The organism is Chromobacterium phragmitis, assembly GCF_003325475.1.
GTDB lineage: Bacteria > Pseudomonadota > Gammaproteobacteria > Burkholderiales > Chromobacteriaceae > Chromobacterium > Chromobacterium phragmitis.
Genome location: NZ_CP029495.1, coordinates 3,167,413 through 3,192,368 on the forward strand (window position 1 = coordinate 3,167,413; position 24,956 = coordinate 3,192,368).

The window sequence follows — 24,956 nt, forward strand, 5'->3', positions numbered from 1 at the left end:
ATGGCTGAAGCTTTGCTGAAAATCGAAGGCATACACAAGCGATTCGGCGGCCTGCACGCGTTGAGCGATGTCGGCCTGACCATCAACAAGGGCGAGATCTACGGCCTGATCGGCCCCAACGGCGCCGGCAAGACCACGCTGTTCAACGTGCTGACCGGCCTTTACGTGCCGGACGAGGGCAAGTTCGAGTTCGACGGACACAATCTGTTCCAGCAGAAGCCGCACATCGTAGTGGCGGCCGGCATTGCCCGCACCTTCCAGAACATCCGCCTGTTCGCCGAGATGACGGCGCTGGAAAACGTGATGGTGGGCCGCCATATTCGCTCCAAGGCGGGGGCGCTGGGCGCGGTGCTGCGCGACAAGGGCACGATGGCGGAGGAGCGGTCGATCGAGGCCAAGGCCTGGGAGCTGCTGGAGTATGTGGGCATCGCCGACGTGGCGGAGGAGCGCGCGCGCAACCTGTCCTACGGCCACCAGCGCCGGCTGGAGATCGCCCGCGCGCTGGCCACCGAGCCCAAGCTGCTGGCGCTGGACGAGCCGGCGGCCGGCATGAACCCGCGCGAAACCGAAGAGTTGAAGGCCTTGATGAGCAAGATCCGCGACGGCGGCGTCACCGTGCTGCTGATCGAGCACGACGTCAAGCTGATGATGGGTCTGTGCGACCGCATCGCGGTGCTGGATTACGGCAAGAAAATCGCCGAAGGCGTGCCGGAAGACGTGCGCCGCAATCCGAAAGTGATCGAAGCCTATCTGGGAGCGGCCCACGCATGAGCATTCTGGAAGTCAAAAACCTGCAAGTGGCCTATGGCGGCATTCAGGCGGTAAAAGGGATCGATTTTCATATCGAGCAGGGCGAGCTGGTCACGCTGATCGGCGCCAACGGCGCCGGCAAGACCACCACGCTGAAGACGCTGGTGGGCATGGTCAAGAAATCCGGCGGCAGCATACAGTTCGACGGCAAGGATGCGGCGAGCATTCCTTCGCACGATTTCGTTCGCCACGGTCTCGCCATGGTGCCGGAAGGCCGCGGCGTGTTCGCCAAGCTGACGGTGGAGGAAAACCTGCAGATGGGCGCCTACTATCGCAATGACAAGGCGGCCATCCAGAGCGAGATCGAACACGTTTACGAACTGTTCCCGCGTCTGAAGGAGCGCCGCCTGCAGCTGGCCGGCACCCTGTCGGGCGGCGAGCAGCAGATGGTGGCGATGGGCCGGGCGATGCTGTCCAAGCCCAAGCTGCTGTTGCTGGACGAGCCGTCGATGGGCCTCGCGCCCATCATCGTGGAGAAGATCTTCGAGATCATTCAGATGGTGTCCAAGCAGGGCGTGACCATGCTGCTGGTGGAGCAGAACGCCAAGCTGGCGCTGGAAGTGTCGCAGCGGGGCTACGTGATGGAGAGCGGCCGCATTTCCATGAGCGGCGACGCCAAGGAGCTGCTCAACGACGAGCGCGTGCGCAACGCCTACCTGGGCGAATAAGCTCGGGATTGTCCTTGCCAACCCCCTGCCGGCTTCAAGCCGGCAGGGGGTTTTTGTCTGGGTTGCGCCGGCCTGCTTCAGCCGGACAGGCGCGCGCAAGTTCCAGGGTGTCGTTGCCGCCGCCAACAAGTGTGTCAGTCTGATCGGGCGGGCGAGCGTCTAGCTGGACGCGGCTGAGCGGCAACAGCAGGGCGTGGCCGGAAATCACGCGCTGGTTCTTGGCGCGCTAGTCAGCGGTGGCATTGGCGGGGTTTGGCATGGCATTAATATTGAAGTGTGATCCATTGTTTCTCATGCCGTGGCCATGCAAATCGAGCGGCGCGCCGCGCGCAGCCGCCGCGGACAATAGCGAAAGATGCCTTGCCGGCGCTTCGCATCTGGCCGGGAGCAGAAATGGATGCCGCGTGTTTGCTACTTTTGGGGGGCAGGCGGTTCGCCGCCACTGGACCAGAGTCGAAGCACTCCGGTTCGCCAGGGCGATGCCTCGAGTGATGTGGCGGCTCATGCGGCATGATCTGATTTGCCGAGCCGGCGCGTCGGGAACGAGGATGGAAGTTGAGCGGCACGGCCTTCGGCGCTACAGTCAAAAAATGGCAGCCTGCGGAGAAGGTCGCGATGATTCGTGGATTGTGGCTTCTGATGCTGGTTGCGACGACCAGCGTGGCGGCTAGCCTGCCGCCGCTTGTCCTGTTGACAGAGGACGACCCCCCTTTGACTTATTCCGCCAGCGGCAAGCCGGCGGGCATGGTGGTGGAGATCGTTCGCGAGATACAGCGTCGCGTCGGCAGCCGTGACGCGATCGAAGTGATGCCCTGGGCCCGGGCATACCGTCTGGCGCAGAGCAAGGCCGATACGGCGTTGTTCAATACCAACCGCATTCGAGAGCGGGAGGGCATGTTCAAGTGGGTAGGACCGGTGACGATGACCTCGGGCAGCCTTTTCGTGCGTCAGGACAGCCATGCCCGCGCGGACTCTCTGGACGAGGCCAAGCGCTTGAGCCAGATACTGGTGGTGCGGGATTGGTACCTGCAGCAAGTGTTGATCGACGAGGGGTTTTCTAATCTGGGCACCGTCGCGACGCCGAATCAGATGATAACGATGCTGATGCTGGGCCGGACCGAGGTCATCGCCAGCGAGAACACCACGCTGCCCATCCAGTTGCGACAACAGGGCTATCGTGGCAATGAAGTGCGCAAGCTGCTGACCTTCACGCATACCTACGGTTACATCGCTTTCTCGAAAATCACCTCAGACCAAGTGGTGCGAACCTGGCAGCGGGCGCTGGAGGATATGAAGAGAGACGGCAGCTTCGCGGCGATTTATCATCGCTGGCTGCCCGGCGAGCAGGTGCCGGATTAATCGGGGTGCCCTGGCGCAAACAGCGTATTGATGGGCGCATTTGCATAAAGGAAAGCGATGGCGAGTCTGACGGTTGTATCGCATGCGTTGCTGGGGGCACTGCTGTTGCCGCCGCTGCTCAATCTGCTGCCCATCGTCGCGGGCGCGGCGGTGATCCGCCGCTGGCCGCGCGCGGGAAGGCTGCTTCTGGCTTTCGGCGTGACATTGACGTATTTGTTGTCGATTCCGCAGACGGCGATATGGCTGGCGCAGGGCGTGGAGCGCTATCCGACGATACGGCCGGCGGACTTGAGTTCGGTGGACGCCATCGTGGTGCTGGGCGGAGGCAAGCGCCAGGCCAGCGAATACGAGGCCATCGTTCCAGGCGACGACACCCTGGCGCGGCTGCGCTACGGCGCTTATCTGGCGCGGCACAGCCACAAGCCGCTGCTGGTGACCGGCGGCGCGCCGCTGGGCGGCGTGCCGGAGGGCGAAGTCATGGCTCGAACCCTGCAGCAGGATTACGGCTTTACCGCGCGTTGGGTGGAAAGCCGCTCCAGCACTACGTTGGAAAACGCGCAGCTGTCCGCGCCCATGCTCAAGGCCGCCGGCGCGACCCGCATCGCGTTGGTCAGCCAGGGTTGGCACCTGGCCCGGGCGGTGCCGTTTTTCCAACGCCAGGGATTACAGGTGCTGCCGGCGCCGACCGGACTGATCCGCTACGAAGGCCCCGCTTTCATGCGATACGTGCCCAGCGGCGGCGCGATGCGCAATTGCCACGTGCTGCTGCGAGAGTACATCGGCCTGTTGTACTACCGCTTGCGGCCGGGCGCTTGAGCGCAGCTCAAACCGTGAGCCGACGCGAAAACGCCCCCGGCCGGCGTGGCGAGGGGCGTGGAATGCTCAGGCTTTGGCGCGGCACAGCAGCGCGGCGGCGGCGCAGACGCTCAGCGCGAGGCCGAGATTTTGCGCCAGACCGGCCAGGCCCAGCATCACGCTCAGCAGCAGATAGTAGCTGAGGCCGAACAAGGCGCCGGCGGCGCCGGCCTGTTCGCGGTAGTGGCGCAGCGCCTGGCTCAGCACATTGGGTATGGCGATGCCGAAGGCGACCACCACCCCGGTCACGGGCAGCAGTATCCAGGCCGAATCGCCAAGCAGCCAGGCGGCCAGGCTGGACAGCATGGCCAGCCGGCAGGCGGCCCGCACCAGTTGCGCCGGCTGCCACCCCCGTCCCAGCAGCCTGCGGTTCAGCAGGCTGCCGGTCAAAGAGGCCGCGGCCAGCGCGGCGCCGGACCAGCCGAACTGGCTTGGCGTCCACCCCTGGCGCTCGAACAGAAACGGCGCCAGGCTGTAATAGCTGAACAGCATGGTGTTGAACAGCGCCACCAGCATCGCGTCGCGCCACAGTCCGGCATCGCGCAACATTCGTTTGGCGAGCGGAGCCATATCGGGCCGGGCCGTGCCGATGGGGCGGGTTTCCGGCAGCCGCAGCGCCGCCAGCGCAAACAGCGCGAAGGCGAGGACAAGCAGGGCGGCGAACACGCCGCGATGACCGAAACGGCCGGCCAGCCAGCCGCCGCTGAACAGGCCCAGCACCGGGCTCAGCGCCAGCGCCGCGCCCAGCAGCGAGAATACGCGCGCCAGCCGGATCGAGTCGTAGCTGTCGCGCAGCATGGTCTGCACCACCACCGAGCCGGCCGCCGCGCCGAGCGCGGAAATCATCCGCGCCAGCAGCAGCGTTTCGAAATCGGGCGCGGCCAGCGCCAGCGCGGAGCCCGCGCCGTAGCAAGCCAGGCCCAGCAGCATCGCCGGGCGGCGGCCCAGCGCGTCGCTGAGCCAGCCCCACAGCGCGACGCCGGCGGCGAAGGCCAGGAAGTAGACGGACAGCGTCTGCGACGCGCGGGCATGGCTGACGCCGAAGGTCGCGGCGATGTCGGTCAGCGCCGGGCTGTAGATGGTTTCCACCAGTTGCGGAAACATGATCAGCGCCGTCAACAGCCACAGCGGCGCTCGAGTCATTGTGTTCATGGGTCTTTCCTCAAATCTTGAAGACCGACAGTCTAGTGGCGGCGGAAAAGTCTGATTACAATAATCAGGACTATATATGTAAAAAATCGGACAAATGGCCAAGATAGCGCCTGGACAGGCATTCCATGCCGACGCCTTCGACGCGCCGGTGATCGGCATCGCGGCCGACATGGGCGAGCACGACTCCGGCCGCCATTGCCATCGCCGGCATCAATTGCTGTTCGCAGCCGGCGGCTGCATCACCATCGAACTGGCGGACACGCTGTGTCTGTTGCCGCCAAGCCGAGCGGCCTGGATTCCGGCCGGCACCCTCCATCGCGCGTTGATGCGCGGCGTGGTCGCCTACCGTTCGCTGTATTTCCGCGCCGACTTGCCGTTTCCGGCCCCGCCGCTGCAGGTGTTCGAGGTCAATCCGCTGCTGCGCGAGGCGATAGAGCGGATGGCGTTCTGGCCATGGGAGATGGCGGAGGAGAGGCAGGCCAGCCTGCTGGCGGTGTTCGGCGAGGAGCTGCTGGCGGCGCGCGGAGAAAACTGGCGGCTGCCGTTTCCGACCGATCCGCGGCTGGCATCATGGCTGAACTCGCTGCGGCATGGCGGGTTGCCGCCCAGGTTGGGCCCGCTGGCGGACAAGGCAGGCGCGTGCGAGCGCACGCTGAGCCGGATTTTCGTCAAGGAAACCGGGATGAGCTACCAGGCCTGGCGGCAGCAATGGCGGTTATTGAAGGCGATGGAGCTGTTGGCGGAGGGGGCGAGCGCGGGCGAGGCGGCGCAGCGGCTGGAGTTCGCCAGCGACAGCGCCTTCATCGCTTTTTTCCGCCAGCATGCGGGCGAAACGCCGGCGCGCTACGCCAGGGACCGGGATCAGTCCAGCGTGTCCAGGTAGTCGCGCGCGGGCCAGGCCGCGCTGCGCCGCCAGGGCGGGACGGCGCCGGCAGGCAGCGCTTGCGGCGCTACGGTGATGGTTTCGCGCTGGCGGCCATCGACCGAACGCAAGGTCACTTGCAACGGCATCTGCCAGCGCTCGCTCCAGCGCAGCGTCTTGCCGGCCTTGCGGTAGATGGCGACGTCCGCGCTTTCATGCTTTTTGGCGAAGCCGCGCAGTTGCGAGGCATCGACCAACTGGCTGGCGCGCGCCCAGGAGCCGTCGAAGCCGGCGTCGTTCCATTCCCGCTTTTCCACCACGATTCTTTCCCGTTTGGCGGCGTGGACGAATTCCACTCGCAGTTCGCCCTTGGCATTGCGCCAGACATGGCGCGGCGCGGCGGCGAAGTCCAGGTGCTGGTGGCCGTCGTCGTCGTGGCGGTGCGGCGCGGCCGCGTTCAGCCGTTCGCGCCAGACATGGCCGTTCTGGCGCACCCATCGTTCGCTGTAGCGAACGGTTTTCTCGACGCCGTCGGCGCCCTGGCTGACGGTTTCGTAGCGGACGACGGCCTGCAGGTCGGGCGAAGCGGCTAGCGCCTGCTGGGCGACAAGAGCCAGCGCGGCGAGAGACAAGACTTTCATCGATATCTTCCAAAGCGAAGCGCGCGGCCGGTCGGCCGCGCGCGGGAGGGGTTACAGGCCGAGCGCGGATTTCACCAGGCCGAACACCTTGGTGTTGTCCATCACGCCCTTGAAGCCCTTGCTGCCGGCGCCGCCGGACATCAGCATCACATCGCCGCCGCCGTGGGTTTCGCTGGACAGGCGGATGCCGGTTTCCTGCTGGTAGTCGTCGGCGGTGGCGGTAGCCGAATCCACCGACACGCGGGTGGGCTTGCGGTTGGGGCCGTTGCCGAACACCAGCGTGGTGTAGACCGCGCCGTCGGCGTCCTTGGACGGCTGGCCATCCGCGTAGCCGCGGGAGATGTCGTGGATGGGGTTGCCGCGCTTGGAATAGCCATTGATGGTCATGGTGTGGTCGTGGTCGGCGGTAACGACCACGAGGGTATTGTTCAGATCCACCTTGGCCAATGCGGTCTTGATCGCGTCGTCGAAAGCGACGGCGTCCGCCAGCGCGCGCTTGGCGTTGGTGCCGTGCAGCGCGTGGTCGATGCGGCCGCCTTCCACCATCAGCACGTAGCCATTGCCGTTCTTGGCCAGCACGTCTATCGCCGCCGCGGTCATCTGCGCCAGGCTGGGCTGGTCCGCCTTGTTCTTGACGCGGTCCAGCTCGTATTCCAGGTGGTCCTTGCCGAAGATGCCCACCACGCGGCTAGCCGACTTGGCGTCGAAGGCGGCCAGGTCGGCGCCGGTCTGCAGCACCGGATAGCCCTTGGCGGCGAATTCCTGCAGCAAGTTGCGGCCGTCGCCGCGTTTGCCGCCGCTGGCCTTGGGCAGCAGGAATTTGCCGCCGCCGCCCATCAGCACGTCGAGGCCGTTGCCCAGCTTGGCGTTGTAGCCGGCGCCGCCGGGCACCGCCTGGGCGATGATGTCGGATTCGGCGTCGCGGTGGCAGACGTGGGCATAGGTGGCGGCCGGCGTGGCGTGGGTGACGCGGGTGGTGGTGACCGCGCCGATGGCCTTGCCCTTGGCCTTGGCCAGTTCCAGCAGCGTGGCGGCGGGCGAACCGTTATTGCTGCCGCAGTTGCCGGTGCCGTCGCTGTTGGGCTCGATGGCGCGGGTGTCGGACGACATCGAGATCACCTCGTTGTTCATCTTCACGCCGGTCATATAGGCCGACATCGACGGCGCGCTGTCGGTGGTCTGGGCGTCGTTGGAGAAGGTCTTGATGCGCGCGGTGCGGTCAAGCTTCTCCATAGCGAGCTTGCCGCTCTCGCCGTATTGGTAGATGCGGGCAGCGGTGACGGTGGCCGGCCCCATGCCGTCGCCGAGAAAGAAGATCACGTTCTTGGCCTCGCCGGCGGCGTGGGCGGGGATGGCGGGCAGCGCGGCCAGCACGGCGGCGGCCAGCAGGGTTTTCATCGCGGTTTGCATTTTATTGTTCTCCATCACAGGCCGGCGGCCTTCTTGACCAGTCCGAACACTTCTATGTTTTCCAGGAAGCCGTGGATGCTGTCGGCGCCCTGGCCGATGGCGCCGATGTAGACGTCGGTGCCGCCGTGGGTTTCGCCTCCGGCCGGCATCCGTATCGCCGCTTCCTGGTGATAGTTGTCGGCCGAGACCGCGTCGTCGGTCAGCGCGGCCGCCGCGTTGCGGTTGCCGGCGACGCGGTTTTCGCCGTTGCCGAAACCGATGATGGAATAGGGCATGCCGTCGGCATCGGTCAGGTTTTTGCCGCTGACGTAGTCCTTGGCCAAGCCCAGCACGCCCGGATTCCCCGGCGCCGTCTTGCCGGTGCGCTTGGCGTAGCCGTTCAGCACCAGGGTGTGGTCGTGGTCGGCGGTGACGACGATCAGCGTGTTCTTCAGACCGGGATCTTTCTGCTGCATCGCGCTTATCGCGGCCTGGATGGCCTGGTCGAAGGCCACGGTGTCCTGCAGCGCTTTCTTGGCAGTGGTTTCATGCAGAGCATGGTCGATGCGGCCGCCTTCCACCATCAGGAACATGCCTTGCTTGCCGCTGCGGTTCGTCAGCAGGTCGATGGCTTTGGCGGTCATCTCCGCCAGGCTGGGCTCCTTGTTCGAGTCGCGGTCCAGGTCGTAGCTCATGTGGCTGCTGGTGAACAGGCCGACGGCGCGTTGGGTCTTGGCCGGATCGATGGCGCTGAACGCGGTTTTGTCGGCGGCGTAGCCATAGCCCTTGGCCTTCAGCTCCGCCACCAGGTCGCGGCCGTCGGCGCGTTTGCCGCCGGCGGTTTTGGGCAAGAAGAACTGGCGGCCGCCGCCGAACACCACGTCCACGCCGTCCTGCAGCGATGCGTTGTACAGCGCGCCGCCCGGCACCAGTTGGGCGGCGATGTCGGCTTCGGCGTCGCGGTGGCAGACGTGGGCGTAGGTAGCGGCCGGCGTGGCATGGGTGACGCGGGTGGTGGTGACCACGCCGGTGGCCCAGTTCTTGGCCTTGGCCAGCTCGAGCAGCGTGGGGACGGATTTGCCGTTGCCTGCGCCGCAGTTTGACGTCAGGTCGGCGGTGGGGGCCTTGGCCTGGGTGTCGCTGGACATGGAGATGACTTCATTGTTCATCTTGACGCCGGTCATATAGGCCGACATCGACGGCGCGCTGTCGGTCACCTGGGCATCGTTGGAGAAGGTTTTGACGAAGCCGGACTCCGGCAGCGTGTCCATCGTCAATTCGCCGTCTTCGCCGACGGCGTAAATGCGGGCGGCGGTGGTGGTGGCGATGCCCATGCCGTCGCCGAGGAAAAAGATGACGTTCTTGGCGGAAGCCGCCGCGGGGGGCTGGCTTTCAGCGTTGTCTTGAGAGCGGGAGGACGTTCCGCCGCCGCTGCCGCAGGCGGCCAGGGCCAGCGCTGCCAGCAGGCCGGCGCCGAGGGTGAAAGTGCGCATCATGGAATACCTTGTTTTAGTAAAAATGCGCACAGATGATATTTATGGCGTATTTCTGCCCAAATACCGGAGTGTTAAGATTGGATGAAGCCGACGATGCTCAGCATTTCCACAGGTGTGCGAGGAAGGAAACGCGCACCTTGGCCTCGCGGGCGTGGCAGGGCGCCACCACCTTGTATGCGGGCTTGCTGGTGTCGCGTAGCAGCGGCTCGCCGTACGGGGGGCCGTCGGCGCGGCGTATCGCCGCCGTCAGCGGTTCGCTGGGCTTGGCGCCGGCGGAAATCACCACGCAGATTTCCTCGCTGGCGATGCGCACGAAGCTGCCAGGCGGATAGATGCCAAGTTCCTTGACCAGCATGGTGGTGAAGGATTGATCGAATTCGTTGTCCTTGCGCTGGAAGATCTGGCCCAGCGCGGTGGCCGGCAGCAGGGCGGCGCGATAACGGCGCGGCAGCAGTTTGGCGCAGGTGATGTCGGCGAGATGCAGCATGTGGGCCGGCGGCAGGATCTGTTCCTTGGGCAGGCCGAACGGGTAGCCGTTTCCGTGCCAGGACTCGTGGTGGGTTTGCACCAGCGTATGCCACAACTGGTTGTCCACGCCGGCTTCGCGCAGGATGGCCGAGCTCATGAGCGGGTGGTCAAGCACCGCTTGGCGCTGCTCGTCGTCAAGGCGGGCTGCCTGGCCGAACAGCTCGTTTTGCAATTCCACTTGCGCGATGTTCATCGTCAGCGCCGCGCAGATCAGCGTTTCGCGATGCTTCGGCGGCAATGCGATGTGCCGGGTGAGGATGGAAAGCAGCGCCGCGGTATGCAGCGAATGGGCGACGCTGTATTCGGAGAACGGCACCAGGAAGATGGAGGCGATCAGCGCGTCCGGGTGCTGCTCGGCCAATTGGATCAGCGTTTGGGCGATCTCCATCACCTTGTCTTCGACATTGCGGGTGACCATCGCGTGATGCAGCACGCTGCGCACCCGCTGCTGCAGGAAGGCGATGTCCTCGAACTGAGACTGCTTGTTGCTGTCGTTGAGGTTGGGCTTGTCCGCCGGCTTGGTCTCGGCCTTGGCTTCGGCGAAGCCCAGGCTGACCAGCTTTTGCTTCTGCTCCGGCGTCAGCACGTAATGGCCGCGTTTAAGCAACAGGAAGCCGCTCTTGGAATAGACGTCCACCGCCAATTCCTTGCCGATGGACACCATGGATGAGTAAACCTTGGTCTGTTTTTTGGTAGAGTCCACTGTCATGTCGAGGCCGGATGCGATGTGAAAATTTACAACATGATAATCCATTGTCATCGCAAGCTGGCGGTCGACGCATTTATCTCGGCAGCTCGCTCCAGACTTTCTGCAACCGCTTCACCGAAACCGGGTAAGGGGTCTTCAATTCCTGAGCGAAAAGACTGACTCGCAATTCTTCCAGCATCCAGCGGTAATCCAGCACCGCCTGGGCCGGTTCTCCCTGTTCTTGCTGCTCCGCCACCCGCTGTTCCCACTGTTGCCACAAGCCGCGGATCTCGGCGCCGCGCTGGCCGTCGCGCTGCGGGTTGGACGGCTGCTTGTCCATCCGCATGCTCATCGCCTTCATGTAGCGCGGCAGATGGGGCAACTGGCTCCACGGCGTGCTGTCCAGAAAGCCCTTGAAGACCAGCTTATCCATTTGTTGTTTTAGCTCATAACCCAGCTTGTGCTTCTGCATTTTGTTGCATAGCGGCACGTATTCGGCGGCGATTTGCTGCAGGTACTGCGCCACGGCCTGGATCACCGCCGGCAGGCGGGTGCGGGCGCGGTTCTTTTGGTCGTTGAAGGCTTTTTCATTGCGCGGCAGCGCGTCCTCGCCGATGAAGGCGCGGTCGCAGATGGCGGCGATGGCGTCGGCCAGCAAGTCGTCGGCATTGGCCACCGCGCGCAGCTGCAGCGCGATCTGCGTCATGCCGGGCAGGCCCTTGCCCAGCTGCTTCATCTGTTCCTTCAACTGCAGCTGCAGCAGACGGATCACGCCCTTGCGGTGATGCTTTTCCGCCACGTCCTGGGTGTCGAACAGGCGGATGGCGATGCGTTCTTCTTCCAGCGTCAGCGCCGGGTAGCCGGTCAGCTGCTGGCGGCCGCGGGCGAACTGTATGCTCTCCGGCAGCTCGCCGAAGTCCCAGGCCTTGACGTCGTCGCGCTCGAATTCGGCGCTGGTGTCGCGGAAGGTCAGCTGCGCCGCTTGGCCGAACTGCTTTTGCAGCGCGATCAAATCGCGGCCCATGCCGATTTCCTGCTTGCCGTCGTCTATCACGCGGAAGTTGAACAGCATGTGTTCCGGCAGTTCCTGCTGGTTGAACGCGTCGATGTCCACCTTGACGCCGCCGGTCTCGCGCAGGATGAAGCGCGCCAGTTGCGGCGCGATGGGCTGTTGCTGATCGGGATTGGCCAGCAGGAAGCGGGTGATGAAGTCCGGCACCGGCACGCAGCAGCGGCGGATCTGCTTGGGCAGGCCCTTGATCAGCTGCTGCAGCTTGTCGCGGATCATGCCCGGCACCAGCCATTCGAACGCCGCCGGCTGCAGGCGGTTCAGGATGGCCAGCGGCACATCGATGGTGACGCCGTCCAGCGGGTGTTTGGGTTCGAAGCGGTAGCGCAGCTTGAGCTTGCCGTCTTCCAGTTCCAGCCATTCCGGGAACTGGTTTTCGGTCACGTGCTGGGCGGCGTGGCGCATCAACTCTTCGCGGGTCAGGTGCAGCAGCTTGGGTTCGGCCTTTTCCGCCTCCTTGCGCCAGGCTTCGAAGCTGGCGGCGTCCACCACTTCCGCCGGCACGCGCTCGCTGTAGAAGGCGTACAACGCTTCCTCGTCCACCAGCACGTCCTGGCGGCGCGCCTTGTGCTCCAGTTGCTCCACCTCGCGGATCAACTGCTGGTTGCGTTGGAAGAAGGGTGCGTTGCTGACGTATTCCATATTCACCAGCGCGCCGCGGATGAACAGTTCACGCGCCTCTTCCGGCGCGATGCGACCGTAGCTGACGGCGCGGCGCGGGATCAGCGTCAGGCCGTACAGCGTGACGCGCTCGCTGGCCACCACTTCGCCGCGGCTCTTTTCCCAGTGCGGTTCGAAGTAGTGGTACTTCACCAGGTGCGGCGCCAGCTTCTCCACCCACTCCGGCTCGATCTTGGCCACGCAGCGGGCGTAGAGGCGGGTGGTTTCCACCAGTTCGGCCGCCACCAGCCACTTGGGCTTGGCCTTTTTCAGGCCGGAGCCGGGGAAGACATGGAAGGCCACGCCGCGCGCGCCCTGGTAGTCGTCGCCTTCCTGGTTCTTCATGCCGATATTGCCGATCAGGCCGGTCACCAGCGCCTTGTGCAGGTTCTCGTAGGCGACGGCGTCCACTTGCTGGCGCTTCTTGGCCGACATCTGCGCGTCCGGCTGTTCGGCGTCGGCATGGGCCTGGTCGCGGGTGATCAGGCCCAGCTCGCTGGCGATCTCGGCCAACTGCGCGTGCAGCTCGCGCCACTCGCGCATCCGCATATACGACAGGAAGTGGTCGTGGCAGGCGTTGACCAGCTGGCGGTTGGATTTCTTGTGCTTGAGCGCGTCGGCGAAGAAGTCCCACAGATGCAGGAAGGACAGGAAGTCCGACTTCTCGTCGTTGAAGCGCGCTTGGGCTTTCTCCGCCGCGTCGCGCGCCTCGAACGGCCGCTCGCGCGGGTCTTGTATGCTCAAGGCCGCTGCGATGATCAGCACCTCGCGCGCGCAGTGGTAGTCGCGGCCGGCCAACAGCAGGCGGCCCACTTTCGGGTCCACCGGGATGCGCGCCAGCTCCTTGCCCACCGGGGTGAGCTCGCCCAGCTCATTGACTGCGCCCAGCTCGGTCAGCACCTGGTAGCCATCGGCCACCAGGCGGCTGGACGGCGCTTCCAGGAAGGGGAATTCGTCCACCTTGCCCAGCCGCAGCGCGGCCATGCGTAGGATGACCGCCGCCAAGTTGGAGCGGACGATTTCCGGATCGGTGAAGGCCGGGCGGGCGTTGAAGTCGTCCTCGGCGTACAGGCGCACGCAGATGCCGGACTCGACGCGGCCGCAACGGCCGGCGCGCTGGCGGGCGGCCGCCTGCGACACCTTCTCCACCTGCAATTGCTCCACCTTGGCGCGCGGGCTGTAGCGGTTGATGCGCGCCAGGCCGGTGTCGATCACGTATTTGATGCCGGGCACCGTCAGCGAGGTTTCCGCCACATTGGTGGCCAGCACGATGCGGCGGCCGCCGGACGGCTTGAAGATCTTCTGCTGGTCCTCGTTGGACAGCCGGGCGAACAGCGGCAGGATCTCGTAGCCGCGGATGCCGGACTTGCGCAGCTTCTCCGCCGTCTCGCGGATTTCGCGCTCGCCGGGCAGGAAGACCAGCATGTCGCCGGGGCCCTGGCGCGACAACTCGTCCGCCGCGTCGACGATGGCGTCCTCCATCTCCATCTCGCGCTCATCCTCATCGCGCTGCTTCAGCGGGCGGTAGCGCACTTCCACCGGGTAGGTGCGGCCGGACACCTCGATCACCGGCGCGCCGTCGAAGTGCTTGGAGAAGCGGTCGGCGTCGATGGTGGCGGAGGTGATGATGATCTTCAGGTCCGGCCGGCGCGGCAGCAGCTGCTTCAGGTAGCCCAGCAGGAAGTCGATGTTCAGGCTGCGCTCGTGCGCCTCGTCGATGATGATGGTGTCGTACGCTTCCAGGTAACGGTCGGTCTGAGTCTCCGCCAGCATGATGCCGTCGGTCATAAGCTTGATCACCGATTTTTCCGACAGCTTGTCGGTGAAGCGCACCTTGAAGCCGACATGCTCGCCCAATTGAGAACCCAGCTCTTGCGCAATCCGCGTCGCCACCGAGCGCGCGGCCAGCCGGCGCGGCTGGGTGTGGCCGATCAGGCCGAACACGCCGCGGCCCAGCTCCAGGCAGATCTTGGGCAGCTGGGTGGTTTTGCCGGAGCCGGTCTCGCCGCAGATGATCACCACCTGGTGCTTGTCTATCGCCGTTTTGATGTCGGCCAGCTTCTGGTTGACCGGCAGCGCGTCGTCGAACTGGGGCTTGGGCAAGTGCGCGCGTCGCGCGTCGGCGCGGCTGCGCGAGCGTTCCACCTGGCCGGCGATGTCAGCCAGCAGCTTGTCGGCGGGCTGGTTCTTCTTCAGCCGGTCGGCGGCGTCGGCGAGCTTGCGGCGCAGGAGGTGGCGGTCGCGGATCAGGCAGGAGGACAGGGCGGATTTCAGGTCGGCGAGGATGGCGGCAGGTGTCATCGGCTAAAGAACGGAGGATTGCGTAAGCCGCGGATTATAACAGAGCGGACCTCAAACGCCGGGGCGCTTATTTCGGCAGCGGGGCGTCCAGCGCCTCCCGCAGCCGCCGCGCCAGCGCGGGCGCCTGCTCGGCCGGCACATTGGCGAAGCCCAGCAGCAGCGCCGGAGGATGGCCGCACTCCAGGCTGAAGGCGGACAGCGGCTGGCCCGCCAATCCGCAGGCGCTCAGGCGCGCCGCCGCCGCGCGGTCGTCTTCGCCGTCGGGCAGCCAGGCGGTCAGTTGCAGGCCGACCGCCTGGCCGTCCAGCCGCAGCCGCGCGCCGCATTCGGCTTGCAAGGCGGCGGCCAGCGCGGCGCGGCGCTGGGCGTAGAGCGCGCGCATCCGCTTGATGTGGCGAGCGAAGTGGCCCTGATCCAGGAAGTCGGCGGTTGTCGCCTGATCCAGGATGGACGGCGCGGGGGAGAGCAAATTGCAGGCTTCGGCGAAACGCGCCGCCACGTCGGGCGGCGCCACCAGATAGCCCAGGCGCAGCCCGGGAAACAGGGTTTTGCTGAAGCTGCCGATGTAGAGCGCCCGGCCGGAGCGGTCCAGGCTGCTGAGCGCGGGAAGCGGCGGGCCGTCGTAGCGGAATTCGCCGTCGTAGTCGTCTTCGACGATCCAGGCCTGCCGCCGCGCGGCCCAGTCCAGCAGTTCCAGCCGGCGCGGCAGCGATAGCGTGACCCCCAGCGGCGAATGGTGGGAGGGCGTGCAGTAGGCCATTCGCGCGTCGGGTTCGCGTCGGATGGCCTCATCCACGCGCAATCCATCCTGATCCACAGGCGCAGGCGCAAGCCTGGCGCCGGCCAGCCGCAGCGCGCCGCTGGCGCGGAAGTAGCCGGGGTCTTCCATCCAGACCGGGTCGCCGGGCCGCAGCAGCACGCGGGCTGCAAGGCCCAGCGCGCTCTGGAAGCCGCTGGTGATGAACACCTGGCTGGCGGTGCAATGGATGCCGCGGAACAAGGCCAGATGGCGGACGATGGCCTCGCGCAGCGGCGGATAGCCGGCCGGGTCCGGGTAGTTCAGCCCCGCCAGAGACAAGGCCCGGGCGCGGCGGCCGGCCAGCCGCGCCCACAGCTTGCGGGGGAAGGCGTCCAGCGCGGGCAGGCCAAGCTGGAAGGGCCTCGGCGGCGCGGGCTCGCTCGAATCCGTCGGGTTTGGCTTCGGAGCCGTTGCCGCGGGCGGCGGCGGGGCGGGGCGGCGCATCTCCAGCAAGGGATGGACCACGGTGCCGGCGGCGGCGCGGCTGAGCAGAAAACCTTCCGCCAGCAATTGGCCGTAGGCCTGGTCGACGGTGCCGCGCGAGATGCCTAGGGCGGCGGCCAGCACCCGCGTGGCCGGCAGGCGGGCACCCGGCGGCAGTTGGCCGGCCAGGATGGCCTCGCGGATGCGCAGATAGAGCTGGCGATGCAGCGGCGACGCGTGGCCGCGCAGCAATTCGAACTGGAAGGTGGCAGGAATCATGGCCTATGGGTTTTGACGGGTTTTGGCACTCACCATTGTGCCATGACGACAGTATCTTGTCGGGAAGCCAACATGCCGACCGACAAGGAATGACAATGAATCATCAAGACGCCGCATCCCGCGCCCGGGCGTTCCGCCGCCTGCATCAAGGCCAGCGGCCGCTGCTGCTGCCCAATGTCTGGGACGCCTTGAGCGCCCGCGTGTTCGAACAGGCCGGCTTTTCCGCCTTGGCCACCAGCAGCGCGGCGGTGGCGTGGTCGCTAGGCTATCGAGACGGCGGCGAACTGCCGCGCGAGGAGTTGCTGGCCGCCGTCGCCCGCATCGCCAGGGTGCTGAAGGCGCCGCTGAGCGTGGACCTCGAAGACGGTTTCGGCGATACGCCGGACAAGGTGGCGGAGACTGTCACGGCAGTGATCCGCGCCGGCGCGGCCGGCATTAATTTGGAGGATGGCCGCTGCGACGCCGCAGGCCGCTTCTCCCTGCGCGGCGCGGACGAGATGCGCGAACGCCTGCAGGCCGCCCGCGCCGCGGCGGACGCGCTGGACGTCCCCATCTTCATCAATGCCCGCAGCGATCTGTTCCTGCATGGCGAAGGCCCGGCTGACGCCCGTTTCGACGAGACGCTGGCGCGGGCGCGGCTGTATCTGGACAGCGGGGCCGACGGCGTCTTCCCCATCGGGCTGTCCGATCCCGCACTGCTGGCGAAGCTGTGCGCGGCGGTGCCGGCGCCGGTGAACGCTGCCGCGATGCCGGGCCTGCCCGGTCTGGCCGAGCTGTCGGCGTTGGGCGTGGCGCGGGTCAGCACCGCCATCGGCCCGGCGCTGGCAGCGATGCAGACGTTGCAGCAAGTCGCGCAAGCGCTGCGCGACGCGGGCGACCTGTCGGTCTTGAGCGCTCCGCTTTCCTATGCCGACGCCCAGGCGCTGTTCGCGCCGCGCGGCTGAGCCGAATCCTTTCAAGAATCTCATTAGGAGCATTGAATATGTCCCGTTTCATCGACTACCCGACGCTCGCGCCGCAAGGCTACCAGGCGCAAATGGCGCTGGAGCGCTACATCCGCGGCAGCGGCCTCGATCACGCGCTGCTGGAACTGGTGAAGACCCGCGTGTCGCAGCTGAACGGCTGCGCCTTCTGCATCGACATGCACACCAAGGACGCGCGCGCCGCCGGCGAAACCGAGCAGCGCTTGTACCTGCTTTCGGCCTGGCGCGAGGCGTCGTGCTACACCGAGCGCGAGCGCGCCGCGCTGGCCTGGGCCGAAGCGCTGACGCGGGTGGCATCGGGTCATCCGGAAGAGGCGCTGCGGACTGAGCTGGCGCGGCATTTCGACGACAAGGAAGCCGTCGATCTGACCTGGGCCATCGTCGCGATCAACGGCTGGAACCGCGTGTCCATCGGCTGCAACACGCCAGCGGGAGGGTATCAGCCGGGCCAATACGCGCTCTGAAGCCCGGCTGGCCGGAGTAAAGAGGCCTGCGCCATCGGCGGCGCAGGCCATTTCCGCGTCAGAACGCGTAGCTCAAGCCCACGCCCGCGCTGAGCCGGAACCGAGTGCCGCCCAGGTCGTGGTCCAGTTTCTGCCGCGCCGCGGCCAGGTCTGCCGCGGCGATGCCGCCGGCCGGATTCAGCGTGGCTTTGCCGCCGAAACGCAGTTGCGCCCCCAGATCGGCGGTGACGCGCCAGCGGGACGCTTCCGGCAGCGTGAAATCCCAGCCCGCGCCCAGATACGCGCCCAATTGCCGGTACTCTACCTTGCCGTTCAACGGACCCGCGGCCGATGCGGCGTAGGTGTTGCCGTTGAGAGTGTAGTTGCCCGCGCCGTCGGCCGAAAACGCCAAGTCGTCCCGGGGCTTGCCGGACAGCAGCAGCCCGCCGGTCAGGCGGAAGCCGCTGCCGCGCGCCGGACGCCAGTCCAGGCTCGCGGCCAGCCCGGGGTTGGCCTGTGATTTCAGCTGGTAGGGCGAGCCATCCAGGCTCTTGTCCTGCCGGTAGCGGAAGGTGTCGGCGATGCCGACGCGCAGGTCCAGAGCGTCGTTCAGCGCGTAGCCGACGCCCAGCTCGGCGCCGGTGCCTATCTTGCCGTAGCCGAAACTGTCCGCGGCGCGGGCGGCGGGAAGATGCAGCGACAGCAGGGCCAAGGCGGCCAGGGCGGAATGCCGTTTCATTTTGTCGTCCTTTCTCGGGTGGATGGCCGTGGGGCCGGATGCCGCATTGTCGGCGGGCCGGGGCGGCGCGCGCATGTGCCGGAAGATAGAGGCCGCGGACATGACTAACGGCACTGTCGGGCCGATCGGCGTGGCGGCATGCTTGGCCGGGTGAAGAAGGGAGGCCCGCATGCAGGATGGCTTGAGATGGGCGGCGCGCCCGCTGGCGCGCGCCGGCTGGGAAATAGGGAGGAATGCCGGCGGCATCGAGCCGGCCTTGTGCTACGCTGTCGGCTGCTGCGCGGTTCTGGCCGCGCTGGTTCCTTTCATGCGCCGGAATGCCGATTCGATGTCCGTCTTGCTCAATGCCGCCGCGCTCCGTCCCGGCCTGTTTCGCCGCGCCCTGCTGCTGGCTTGCTTGTTGATGTTGGCGGCCGGCGCGATCGACCTCGCGCAAGCGCCCGCGCCGCTGTTGAACGCCCAGGCCGATTCCTGGCTATGGCCGGCGCGGCTGGCGCGCGCCTTCTCAGGCAGTCTGACCTTGCCGGACGCGGCGGCGCTGGTGCTCGCGGGGTTGATCGCGCTGTTCATGCTGGCGCTTTGGCGCTGCCTGCGCGACGGGGGGCCGCCGGCGCGCTTGTGGCCGTGGCTGGCGGCGCAGATGCTGATCGCCGCGGCGCTGGAAACGTGGACCGAGCCCGGCCTCGGCTACCTGGTGGCGGCGGAGCTGGCTTTTCTGCTGCCGTGGCGCGCGGCGGCGGCGGGGGCCTTGCTGCAGGCCGCGCTGATCGATGCGGCGCTGCTGCCTTATCTGGCGCGGGTGGGAGACGGCCATCCGGCCTGCAATCTGCCCGGGGCCTTGCCGCCGCCGTTCTGGTCCATGGCGGCGCTGGATTGGCTGCAAGGGCTGGTGTTCCAGGCCTTCGCCTTTTGCGTCGGCTACGGCTGGGCCGAGGCGAGGCGCGGCAGTCGGCGGCAGGAAGCCGCCAACGCCGAGCTGCAGGCCACCCAGCTGTTGCTGACCGAGGCGGTGCGCGGCGCCGAGCGCGCCCGGATCGCCGATGGCCTGAGGCTGCTGGCGGCGGATCAGCTGGCGGGCTTGCAGCTGCAATTGCGCCTGGTCCGGGCGAAGCCGGGAGACGCGGCGGACGGCGACATCGAGGCCGCCAGCGAAGCGGCGCGGCTGCTGGACGAGGAGTTGCGCGCCGCCGGCCGGCCGGAAGCGGCCGGCCCGTTCGACTTGCCCGGCGCGCTGGCCACGCTGTGCCGCGGCATTCCGTCGCCGGCGGTCAGGCTGGACATCGCCGACGGGCTGCTCCTGGACGAGCCGGCGCTGGCCCATGCGGTTTTCCGTTGCGTGCAGGAGGCCTTGAGCAATGCCTTGCGCCATTCCGGCGCGGCGCGCGCCGCAGTGAGGCTGGAGCCGGCGCGCGGCGGCGTAGCGGTCACGGTCAGCGACAACGGCCGCGGGCTGGACGCCGCTGCGGCGGAACGGAGCGGCCATGGCCTGGCCGGCATGCGCGAGCGGGTGGAGGCAAGGGGCGGCACGCTGGACATCCTGTCGCCGCAGGCGGGCGGCTGCTGCCTGCGCGTCTGGCTGCCGCTGGCGGGAGGCGAGCGATGAGAGGGGACGCGCCGCCATCGCCGCTGGCATGGTTTCGAGCGGTCGCGCTGCTGTCCTGCCTGGCGCTGTGGCTGCGGCAAGCGCTGCCGCTGGCATGGCTGGGCCAGGGGGGCCTGTCCCATCTGCGCCAGCGCTTGCTGTTGCTGCTGGGGCCGACGGCGGAGCTGTGGCTGGCGCAGGCGGCCTACGGGCTGGGCTTCGCCGGGTTCGGCTGGATGTTGTGGCGCTGCGCCGCCGCGGGCGGGAAAGCGCCGCTGCCGGCGGCGAGGGCCGCCTTGCTGGCGGGCCAGGTCGCGCTGGCGCTGCTGATCGACGACAAGCTGTTGTACTTGACGGCGGCGGAGCTGGCGCTGCTGCTGCCCTGGCGGGCAGCCTGGACGGCGCTGGGCGCGCAACTGGCCTTGATGGCGCTGGCTTGCGCGTGGCAGGCGCAGCGCCTGGACGGGCGCGAGTTGACCTGCAATGTCAGCGGCTCCGAGGTTCAGGCGCCGACGCTGCAGCGGCAGCGGGGGCAGTTGTGGCTGGACGCGGCGCTGGGGGGCGGCTTTCAGTTGCTGACGTTCGGCGTGGGCTGCCTGGGCGCGGCCGAGCGGCGGCGGCGTGAGCGGCTGGAGGCCACCCACGCCAGCCTGCTGGCCGCGCGGCAATTGCTGGCCGGCGCCGCGGGCAATGGCGAACGCTTGCGCGTGGCGCGCGAGCTGCACGACGGCATGGGGCATCACCTTTCCGCTCTGAATCTGCAACTGGAGCTGATGCTGAGGCGCGGCGCGGGCGAGGCGGCGCCTCCGCTGCGGGAAGCGCGGCAGGCGGCGCGGCAACTGCTGGCCGAGGTGAGGTCCATGGTCGGCGCGGAGCGCAGCGGCCGGGCCGCGCCCTTGCAGGCCGCGCTGCGCCGCCTGTGCGAGGGGAGGCGGATAGCGGCCGACATCGCGCCGCTGGCGGCGTCGGACGAGCTGGCCTGGCGGGTGTTCGCGGCGGCGAGGGACGGATTGGACGCGCTGGGCGATCGCCCGGGCAGGCTGAGCCTGTTCGTCACGGAAGACGGCGGCGCGGCGCTGAGCCTGGGCCGTCTGGATGGAAAGGACGAGGGATGGACCAAGGTATTCCGGGAGGCCGGAGCGTGATCCGCGTCGGCGTGGTGGACGATCAGGCTCTGGTTCGCAGCGGCGTTCGCGGTCTGCTGGAATTGACCAGCGACATCCAGGTGATGCTGGAAGCCGCCGACGGCGCCGAGGCGCTGGAGCGGCTGACGGTGGCTCGGCCCGATGTGCTGTTGCTGGATGTGAGGATGCCCGGCATGTCGGGCATAGATGTGCTGCGCGCGTTGAACGGCAGGGAATGCCTGCCGCCCACCATCCTGTTGACCACCTTCGACGACGACGAGGCGCTGCTGGCCGGCATGCGCGCCGGCGCGCGTGGCTTTCTGTTGAAGGATATCTCGCTGGAGCGGCTGGCGGAGGCGATACGCCGGGTGGCGGCGGGGGAGACGCTGTTTCGTCCGGCGCTGACCGAGCGGGTGCTGGAGGGCGTGCGCGGCGGCGCGGCCGATTTCCCGGCGCTGGACTTGCCGGAGCGGCTGACCGGCAGAGAGCTCGAAGTGCTGGCGCTGATGGCCGGCGGCTTCAACAACCGCGAGATCGCCGACGCGCTGGGGCCGAGCGAGGGCACGATCAAAAATCACGTCTCCAGCATCCTGTCCAAGCTCGGCGTGCGCGACCGGGTGCGCGCGGTGCTGCGCGGGCTGGAGCTCGGTTGCATCTGAGCTCCCGTCCGGTTTCAGGCCCAGTGAGGCTCGCGCCTGTCCGCAGCATCTGTGAGCCGGCTGGAATGCTGCGGCTGGCTGACAGCCTGGTGCAGCTTGTCCATTTGCGCGTCCAGCCGGCGGATGGCTTCGGCGATGTTGCCGGTTTCGCCTGACAGGCTGCGCGTCGCCTCGCCGACGGCGACGATGTCGCCGGCGAACTGGGCGAAGCCCTGATTCTGGCTGGCCTCGGCTTGCGACACTTGCTGCAGCAGGCCGGCCAGTTCGCCGGCGCCGTCTATGATGCCGGACAGCTGGCGCTGAGCTTCCCGGGCATGCTCGCGGCCGGCGCGCATCTGCTGGTTGCCGTCGCGCATCGCCACCAGCGCCTCGTTGGTGCCGTCGACAATTACCCGGATCTTGCCTTCGATGTCCTGGGTGGCGTTCTGGGTGCGTTCGGCCAGTTTTCTCACCTCATCGGCCACCACCGCGAAGCCGCGGCCGGTTTCGCCGGCGCGGGCCGCTTCGATGGCGGCGTTCAGCGCCAGCAGGTTGGTCTGGTCGGCGATGTCGCGGATCATCTGCACGATGCCGCTGACCTCGGCGCTGCGCTGGCCCAGCGCTTCCAGCTTGCCGGCGGCGTGGCCTATCACTTCGCCGGCGCGGCCCAGCTGCGACACCGCCTGGTCCATCGCCTTGCCGCCTTCGCGCGCGGCCTCGCCCGAGTCCTGCGCCAGCTGGGTGGCGGAGGTGGATTGCTCGGCGTTTTGGCTGGTGACCACCGCCATCTGTTGGGCGATCACCACCATGTCGTCTGCTCGGCCGCGCTGGTCGGCCATGGTTTTGGCCATGCTGCCGGTGCTGGAGGCGATCTGGCGGCTGGCGCCGGAGGCGTCGCGGATCGAATGGCTGATTTGCTCCATCATCCGCGCCAGCGCCTCGCCGGCTTGCTCGGCTTCCCGGCGCGCGCCTTCCAGCTTCTCGAAGCTCTTGCTCTTGGCCTTGTCGAAGGCCAGCGCCAAGACCAGCACCACCAGCGACAGGCCGGCCAGCGACTTGGCCTGCAGCTTGGGCAGCTCTTCGCGGGGCAGCGGGCTCTTGGGCAGGGCATCGATGCCGGACAGCCACATCACGACGCCGACGGCGGCCAGCGACATCGCCAGCCAGAACATGCCGGAGCGGCGGGTGGCGATGAATACGGCGGTGAACGGGATGGCGGCGAACCACATCAGGCTGGTGGAAAGGATGCCGCCGTTGACGCACACCATCCAGCACACCATCGCGTACATGCAGCTGGTGATGAATTCGGCGGTGAAGCGCACCGCGCCGCTCAGCTTCAGCAGAAAGGGGCCGAACAGCAGGCCCAGTCCGCCCAGCGCGATGCCCTCGGCCATAGGGTAGTGGCCCAGCATCAGGTATTCGGCGGCGAACAAGGGCGCCATCAGGCCGGCCAGCAGGCCGACCCCTACCACAGTGCGCGCCCGTATCGTTTGTTCCGGGATTTGCCGGACGCCGTCCGGGATGAACCATTCGGTGATGGCCTGTATCGACATGGATTCCCCTCCAAGATTGTTCCGTTTGCTGAGCACGCTGATTTGTAATGGTTTTCTCGAGGCCGCGCGCCGTGCAGAACTTTAAAACAAATGTTTGATTGGAGGCAATATGCCGATGGGGTTGAGGCTAGCCGGCAACCAGCAGCGGCACGCCGCTGGCTGCCAAATGGGCGCGCCTGGCGGGATCAGCGTCCGGCTCCACGATCAGGGTGCCGATGTCGGACAGCGGCGCGACGATGAAGGGAGACGCGGTTTCCAGCTTTTCATTGGTGACCGCCAGCACGGTATGGCCGCATTGCTCCACCAGCTGGCGCTTGAACGAGGCTTCATCGGCCAGCACCGTGCCCACGCCCAGTTCACAGTCCACCGAGCAGGTGCCGAGAAAACAGATGTCCGGCCGCATGGTGTCCAGCATCCGGGTGGCGACGGTGCCCAGCGCGTCGCCGCTCTGGTGGTTGAGGCTGCCGCCCAGCACCAGCACTGACAGCTGCTTCTGGCCGAACAGCGCGGCGGCGATGGGGATGGAATTGGTGGCCACCGTCAGCGCCAGTTGTTCCGGCAAGGCGCGCGCGATTTCCAGATTGGTGGTGCCGCCGTCCAGGAACACGAATTGGCCGGGCCTGAGCAAGCGCACCGCGGCGGCGGCCAGCCTGGCCTTGCGCTCGGTGTTTTCGTGGCGGCGCTGCTGAAAGCCGTGGCGGTTGGGCGTCAGCGCGATGGCGCCGCCGTAGACGCGCTGGCAGGCGCCGTCCGCGGCCAGCTCGCGCAGGTCGCGGCGTATCGAGTCCTCGGATACGCCCAGGGTGGCGGCCAGCTCGCCGGCATAGACCCGGCCGTGCAGCCGCAGTTGCTGGCGTATGTATTGATGCCGGTCGGAGGGCTGGCTGGCGCCGCTGCGTTCTTTGCTCATGATGCGGATGGGAAAATAGTGTGCCGGAAGTCTTGCACGATCTGGCGCGTCAGGTCAAAAATCAGGCATGTTTTTCACTTATTCTTGCATGATTGTTTGCCTGTTTGTGCATGATCGTGCAAAATCAGGATAATGCACACATGGAGGTTCTGCTATGCGATTCATCGTTTCCGATCTGGACGGCACCTTGCTGGACAAGAACGCGCAATTGGCCGGCGAGACGCGCGAGGCGTTGCGGGAAGCGCTGCGCCGCGGCATGGGCATCGCCATCGCCACCGGTCGGCATGAGCGCCAGGTGCGGAAACTATGGCCGGAAGACCTGCCGCCGGTGCCGGTGATCAGCGCCAACGGGGCTCGCATCCACCTGGCGGATGGTTCGCTGCTGCATCAAAGCCGGCTGGCGCAGCCGCTGCTGGCCAGGCTGCTGCGGCCGGAACTGATCCGGGAAACCGAGCTGGGCGTCTACCGCGACGACTGCATCATGGCCTACCACAGCAAGCGCGAGTTCAGCCATTACACCGGCGAGGTCACGGAAATCGAGGATCTGGCGGGTTTTCAGGCCGACGACGTGTCCAAGGTGATCTTCTGCGGCACGCCGGAGCAACTGAAGGAAGTGGAGGCGGACATCGCGCGCGAGCTGGGCGACGAGGTGTCCATGACCTATTCCCACATCTGCTATCTGGAAGTGATGGCGCCGGGCGTGCACAAGGGCAGCGCGCTAGCCTTGCTGCTGGCGCATCTGGGCGTCGAGGCGCGGGAGTGCGCGGCCTTCGGCGACAATCTGAACGATGCCGAGATGCTGGCCTTGGCCGGCCTGCCGCACGTGATGGCCAACGCGCATCCGGAATTGAAGCGCCGCCTGCCGGACGCGCCGGTGATAGGTGATCATGACCAGGCAGGGGTGGCGAGGCAGCTGGCGCGGCTGCTGCAACGGGAAAACAGTTTGGCTTGATTGGACGCAAGCCATGAAAAACGGCCCGGAAGGGCCGTTTTTCATGGGGCGTG

Annotated in this window: 21 protein-coding genes; 11 read left to right on the forward strand and 10 right to left on the reverse strand. The window is 67.0% G+C overall.

The window, feature by feature from the left end:
- The 4 genes from DK842_RS15065 (at position 1) to DK842_RS15080 (ending at position 3,653) form a co-directional block, all read left to right on the forward strand.
- A complete protein-coding gene (locus tag DK842_RS15065; protein WP_114062178.1) occupies positions 1 to 771 on the forward strand; it encodes an ABC transporter ATP-binding protein in 771 nt (256 codons plus the stop codon).
- Entirely contained in the window at positions 768 to 1,478 is a 711-nt protein-coding gene (locus tag DK842_RS15070; protein ID WP_114062179.1) for an ABC transporter ATP-binding protein, read from the forward strand. The genes DK842_RS15065 and DK842_RS15070 overlap by 4 nt, the downstream gene beginning before the upstream one ends.
- Before the next feature lie 555 nt (positions 1,479 to 2,033).
- A complete protein-coding gene (locus DK842_RS15075) occupies positions 2,034 to 2,837 on the forward strand; it encodes a substrate-binding periplasmic protein (protein WP_145964048.1) in 804 nt (267 codons plus the stop codon).
- 57 nt (positions 2,838 to 2,894) lie between these two features.
- Positions 2,895 to 3,653: a YdcF family protein gene (locus DK842_RS15080; RefSeq protein ID WP_114062181.1), complete on the forward strand. Its 759-nt coding sequence runs from the start codon at positions 2,895 to 2,897 to the stop codon at positions 3,651 to 3,653.
- 66 nt (positions 3,654 to 3,719) lie between these two features.
- Here the strand turns inward: DK842_RS15080 and DK842_RS15085 are convergent, their stop codons facing one another.
- Positions 3,720 to 4,844 carry a multidrug effflux MFS transporter gene (locus DK842_RS15085; RefSeq protein ID WP_114062182.1) on the reverse strand — a complete coding sequence of 375 codons (1,125 nt, stop codon included), beginning with the start codon at positions 4,842 to 4,844 and terminating at the stop codon, positions 3,720 to 3,722.
- Between the two features lie 94 nt (positions 4,845 to 4,938).
- Here DK842_RS15085 and DK842_RS15090 point away from each other — a divergent pair, with 94 nt between their 5' ends.
- Positions 4,939 to 5,727, forward strand: coding sequence for an AraC family transcriptional regulator (locus DK842_RS15090; protein WP_114062183.1), 789 nt, complete (start codon positions 4,939 to 4,941; stop codon positions 5,725 to 5,727).
- Here DK842_RS15090 and DK842_RS15095 read toward each other — a convergent pair.
- The 6 genes from DK842_RS15095 to pdxR form a co-directional block, all read right to left on the reverse strand.
- Entirely contained in the window at positions 5,706 to 6,347 is a 642-nt protein-coding gene (locus DK842_RS15095) for a hypothetical protein (RefSeq protein ID WP_114062184.1), read from the reverse strand. The genes DK842_RS15090 and DK842_RS15095 overlap by 22 nt on opposite strands.
- 51 nt (positions 6,348 to 6,398) lie before the next feature.
- On the reverse strand, positions 6,399 to 7,757 hold the full coding sequence (locus tag DK842_RS15100; protein ID WP_232538493.1) for an alkaline phosphatase: 1,359 nt from the start codon (positions 7,755 to 7,757) through the stop codon (positions 6,399 to 6,401).
- A gap of 14 nt (positions 7,758 to 7,771) precedes the next feature.
- Positions 7,772 to 9,229 (reverse strand): alkaline phosphatase, encoded by a 1,458-nt coding sequence (locus DK842_RS15105; RefSeq protein ID WP_114063752.1) that lies wholly within the window; start codon positions 9,227 to 9,229, stop codon positions 7,772 to 7,774.
- 100 nt (positions 9,230 to 9,329) lie between these two features.
- A complete protein-coding gene (locus tag DK842_RS15110; RefSeq protein WP_168194894.1) occupies positions 9,330 to 10,469 on the reverse strand; it encodes an HD-GYP domain-containing protein in 1,140 nt (379 codons plus the stop codon).
- Between the two features lie 73 nt (positions 10,470 to 10,542).
- Positions 10,543 to 14,478, reverse strand: a complete 3,936-nt coding sequence (hrpA, locus tag DK842_RS15115) for an ATP-dependent RNA helicase HrpA (RefSeq protein ID WP_114062187.1) — start codon at positions 14,476 to 14,478, stop codon at positions 10,543 to 10,545.
- A 67-nt stretch (positions 14,479 to 14,545) separates the two neighbouring features.
- The gene (gene pdxR, locus DK842_RS15120; RefSeq protein ID WP_114062188.1) at positions 14,546 to 15,979 is read right to left on the reverse strand and encodes a MocR-like pyridoxine biosynthesis transcription factor PdxR; all 1,434 of its coding nucleotides are present in this window, start codon (positions 15,977 to 15,979) and stop codon (positions 14,546 to 14,548) included.
- 95 nt (positions 15,980 to 16,074) lie between these two features.
- Between pdxR and DK842_RS15125 the strand changes: the two genes are divergently transcribed.
- Together DK842_RS15125 and DK842_RS15130 are read left to right on the forward strand one after the other, a co-directional pair.
- Entirely contained in the window at positions 16,075 to 16,923 is an 849-nt protein-coding gene (locus tag DK842_RS15125) for an isocitrate lyase/PEP mutase family protein (protein WP_198414554.1), read from the forward strand.
- Between the two features lie 38 nt (positions 16,924 to 16,961).
- A complete protein-coding gene (locus tag DK842_RS15130; RefSeq protein ID WP_114062190.1) occupies positions 16,962 to 17,426 on the forward strand; it encodes a carboxymuconolactone decarboxylase family protein in 465 nt (154 codons plus the stop codon).
- 58 nt (positions 17,427 to 17,484) lie between these two features.
- Here the strand turns inward: DK842_RS15130 and DK842_RS15135 are convergent, their stop codons facing one another.
- Positions 17,485 to 18,144 (reverse strand): hypothetical protein, encoded by a 660-nt coding sequence (locus tag DK842_RS15135; protein ID WP_145964049.1) that lies wholly within the window; start codon positions 18,142 to 18,144, stop codon positions 17,485 to 17,487.
- Between the two features lie 169 nt (positions 18,145 to 18,313).
- On the opposite strand from DK842_RS15135, the gene DK842_RS15140 reads away from it, so the two are divergent.
- Genes DK842_RS15140 through DK842_RS15150 form a run of 3 tightly spaced genes read left to right on the forward strand, consistent with a single transcriptional unit; the run spans position 18,314 to position 21,509 of the window.
- The gene (locus tag DK842_RS15140) at positions 18,314 to 19,747 is read left to right on the forward strand and encodes a sensor histidine kinase (protein WP_114062192.1); all 1,434 of its coding nucleotides are present in this window, start codon (positions 18,314 to 18,316) and stop codon (positions 19,745 to 19,747) included.
- Complete coding sequence (locus DK842_RS15145; protein WP_114062193.1) at positions 19,744 to 20,871, forward strand: histidine kinase dimerization/phosphoacceptor domain-containing protein; 1,128 nt, start codon at positions 19,744 to 19,746, stop codon at positions 20,869 to 20,871. Before DK842_RS15140 ends, DK842_RS15145 begins: the two co-directional genes overlap by 4 nt.
- On the forward strand, positions 20,838 to 21,509 hold the full coding sequence (locus tag DK842_RS15150; protein WP_232538494.1) for a response regulator: 672 nt from the start codon (positions 20,838 to 20,840) through the stop codon (positions 21,507 to 21,509). Before DK842_RS15145 ends, DK842_RS15150 begins: the two co-directional genes overlap by 34 nt.
- Before the next feature lie 14 nt (positions 21,510 to 21,523).
- Here the strand turns inward: DK842_RS15150 and DK842_RS15155 are convergent, their stop codons facing one another.
- Complete coding sequence (locus DK842_RS15155) at positions 21,524 to 23,041, reverse strand: methyl-accepting chemotaxis protein (RefSeq protein ID WP_168194895.1); 1,518 nt, start codon at positions 23,039 to 23,041, stop codon at positions 21,524 to 21,526.
- A 127-nt stretch (positions 23,042 to 23,168) separates the two neighbouring features.
- Positions 23,169 to 23,951 (reverse strand): DeoR/GlpR family DNA-binding transcription regulator, encoded by a 783-nt coding sequence (locus DK842_RS15160; RefSeq protein WP_232538495.1) that lies wholly within the window; start codon positions 23,949 to 23,951, stop codon positions 23,169 to 23,171.
- 154 nt (positions 23,952 to 24,105) lie between these two features.
- On the opposite strand from DK842_RS15160, the gene DK842_RS15165 reads away from it, so the two are divergent.
- Positions 24,106 to 24,903 (forward strand): Cof-type HAD-IIB family hydrolase, encoded by a 798-nt coding sequence (locus DK842_RS15165; RefSeq protein WP_114062194.1) that lies wholly within the window; start codon positions 24,106 to 24,108, stop codon positions 24,901 to 24,903.
- The last annotated feature ends 53 nt before the right edge of the window (positions 24,904 to 24,956 follow it).

Excerpts from the sequence above, each read along its gene's own strand:
- DK842_RS15065 (WP_114062178.1), top strand. The coding sequence starts at position 1 with ATGGCTGAAGCTTTGCTGAAAATCGAAGGCATACACAAGCGATTCGGC.
- DK842_RS15140 (WP_114062192.1), top strand. The coding sequence starts at position 18,314 with ATGCAGGATGGCTTGAGATGGGCGGCGCGCCCGCTGGCGCGCGCCGGC.
- DK842_RS15085 (WP_114062182.1), bottom strand. The coding sequence starts at position 4,844 with ATGAACACAATGACTCGAGCGCCGCTGTGGCTGTTGACGGCGCTGATC.
- DK842_RS15125 (WP_198414554.1), top strand. The coding sequence starts at position 16,075 with ATGAATCATCAAGACGCCGCATCCCGCGCCCGGGCGTTCCGCCGCCTG.
- DK842_RS15070 (WP_114062179.1), top strand. The coding sequence starts at position 768 with ATGAGCATTCTGGAAGTCAAAAACCTGCAAGTGGCCTATGGCGGCATT.
- DK842_RS15130 (WP_114062190.1), top strand. The coding sequence starts at position 16,962 with ATGTCCCGTTTCATCGACTACCCGACGCTCGCGCCGCAAGGCTACCAG.
- pdxR (WP_114062188.1), bottom strand. The coding sequence starts at position 15,979 with ATGATTCCTGCCACCTTCCAGTTCGAATTGCTGCGCGGCCACGCGTCG.
- DK842_RS15095 (WP_114062184.1), bottom strand. The coding sequence starts at position 6,347 with ATGAAAGTCTTGTCTCTCGCCGCGCTGGCTCTTGTCGCCCAGCAGGCG.
- DK842_RS15100 (WP_232538493.1), bottom strand. The coding sequence starts at position 7,757 with ATGCAAACCGCGATGAAAACCCTGCTGGCCGCCGCCGTGCTGGCCGCG.
- DK842_RS15135 (WP_145964049.1), bottom strand. The coding sequence starts at position 18,144 with ATGAAACGGCATTCCGCCCTGGCCGCCTTGGCCCTGCTGTCGCTGCAT.
- DK842_RS15165 (WP_114062194.1), top strand. The coding sequence starts at position 24,106 with ATGCGATTCATCGTTTCCGATCTGGACGGCACCTTGCTGGACAAGAAC.
- DK842_RS15145 (WP_114062193.1), top strand. The coding sequence starts at position 19,744 with ATGAGAGGGGACGCGCCGCCATCGCCGCTGGCATGGTTTCGAGCGGTC.
- DK842_RS15150 (WP_232538494.1), top strand. The coding sequence starts at position 20,838 with ATGGACCAAGGTATTCCGGGAGGCCGGAGCGTGATCCGCGTCGGCGTG.
- DK842_RS15160 (WP_232538495.1), bottom strand. The coding sequence starts at position 23,951 with ATGAGCAAAGAACGCAGCGGCGCCAGCCAGCCCTCCGACCGGCATCAA.
- DK842_RS15090 (WP_114062183.1), top strand. The coding sequence starts at position 4,939 with ATGGCCAAGATAGCGCCTGGACAGGCATTCCATGCCGACGCCTTCGAC.
- DK842_RS15080 (WP_114062181.1), top strand. The coding sequence starts at position 2,895 with ATGGCGAGTCTGACGGTTGTATCGCATGCGTTGCTGGGGGCACTGCTG.
- DK842_RS15105 (WP_114063752.1), bottom strand. The coding sequence starts at position 9,229 with ATGCGCACTTTCACCCTCGGCGCCGGCCTGCTGGCAGCGCTGGCCCTG.
- DK842_RS15110 (WP_168194894.1), bottom strand. The coding sequence starts at position 10,469 with ATGACAGTGGACTCTACCAAAAAACAGACCAAGGTTTACTCATCCATG.
- DK842_RS15155 (WP_168194895.1), bottom strand. The coding sequence starts at position 23,041 with ATGTCGATACAGGCCATCACCGAATGGTTCATCCCGGACGGCGTCCGG.
- hrpA (WP_114062187.1), bottom strand. The coding sequence starts at position 14,478 with ATGACACCTGCCGCCATCCTCGCCGACCTGAAATCCGCCCTGTCCTCC.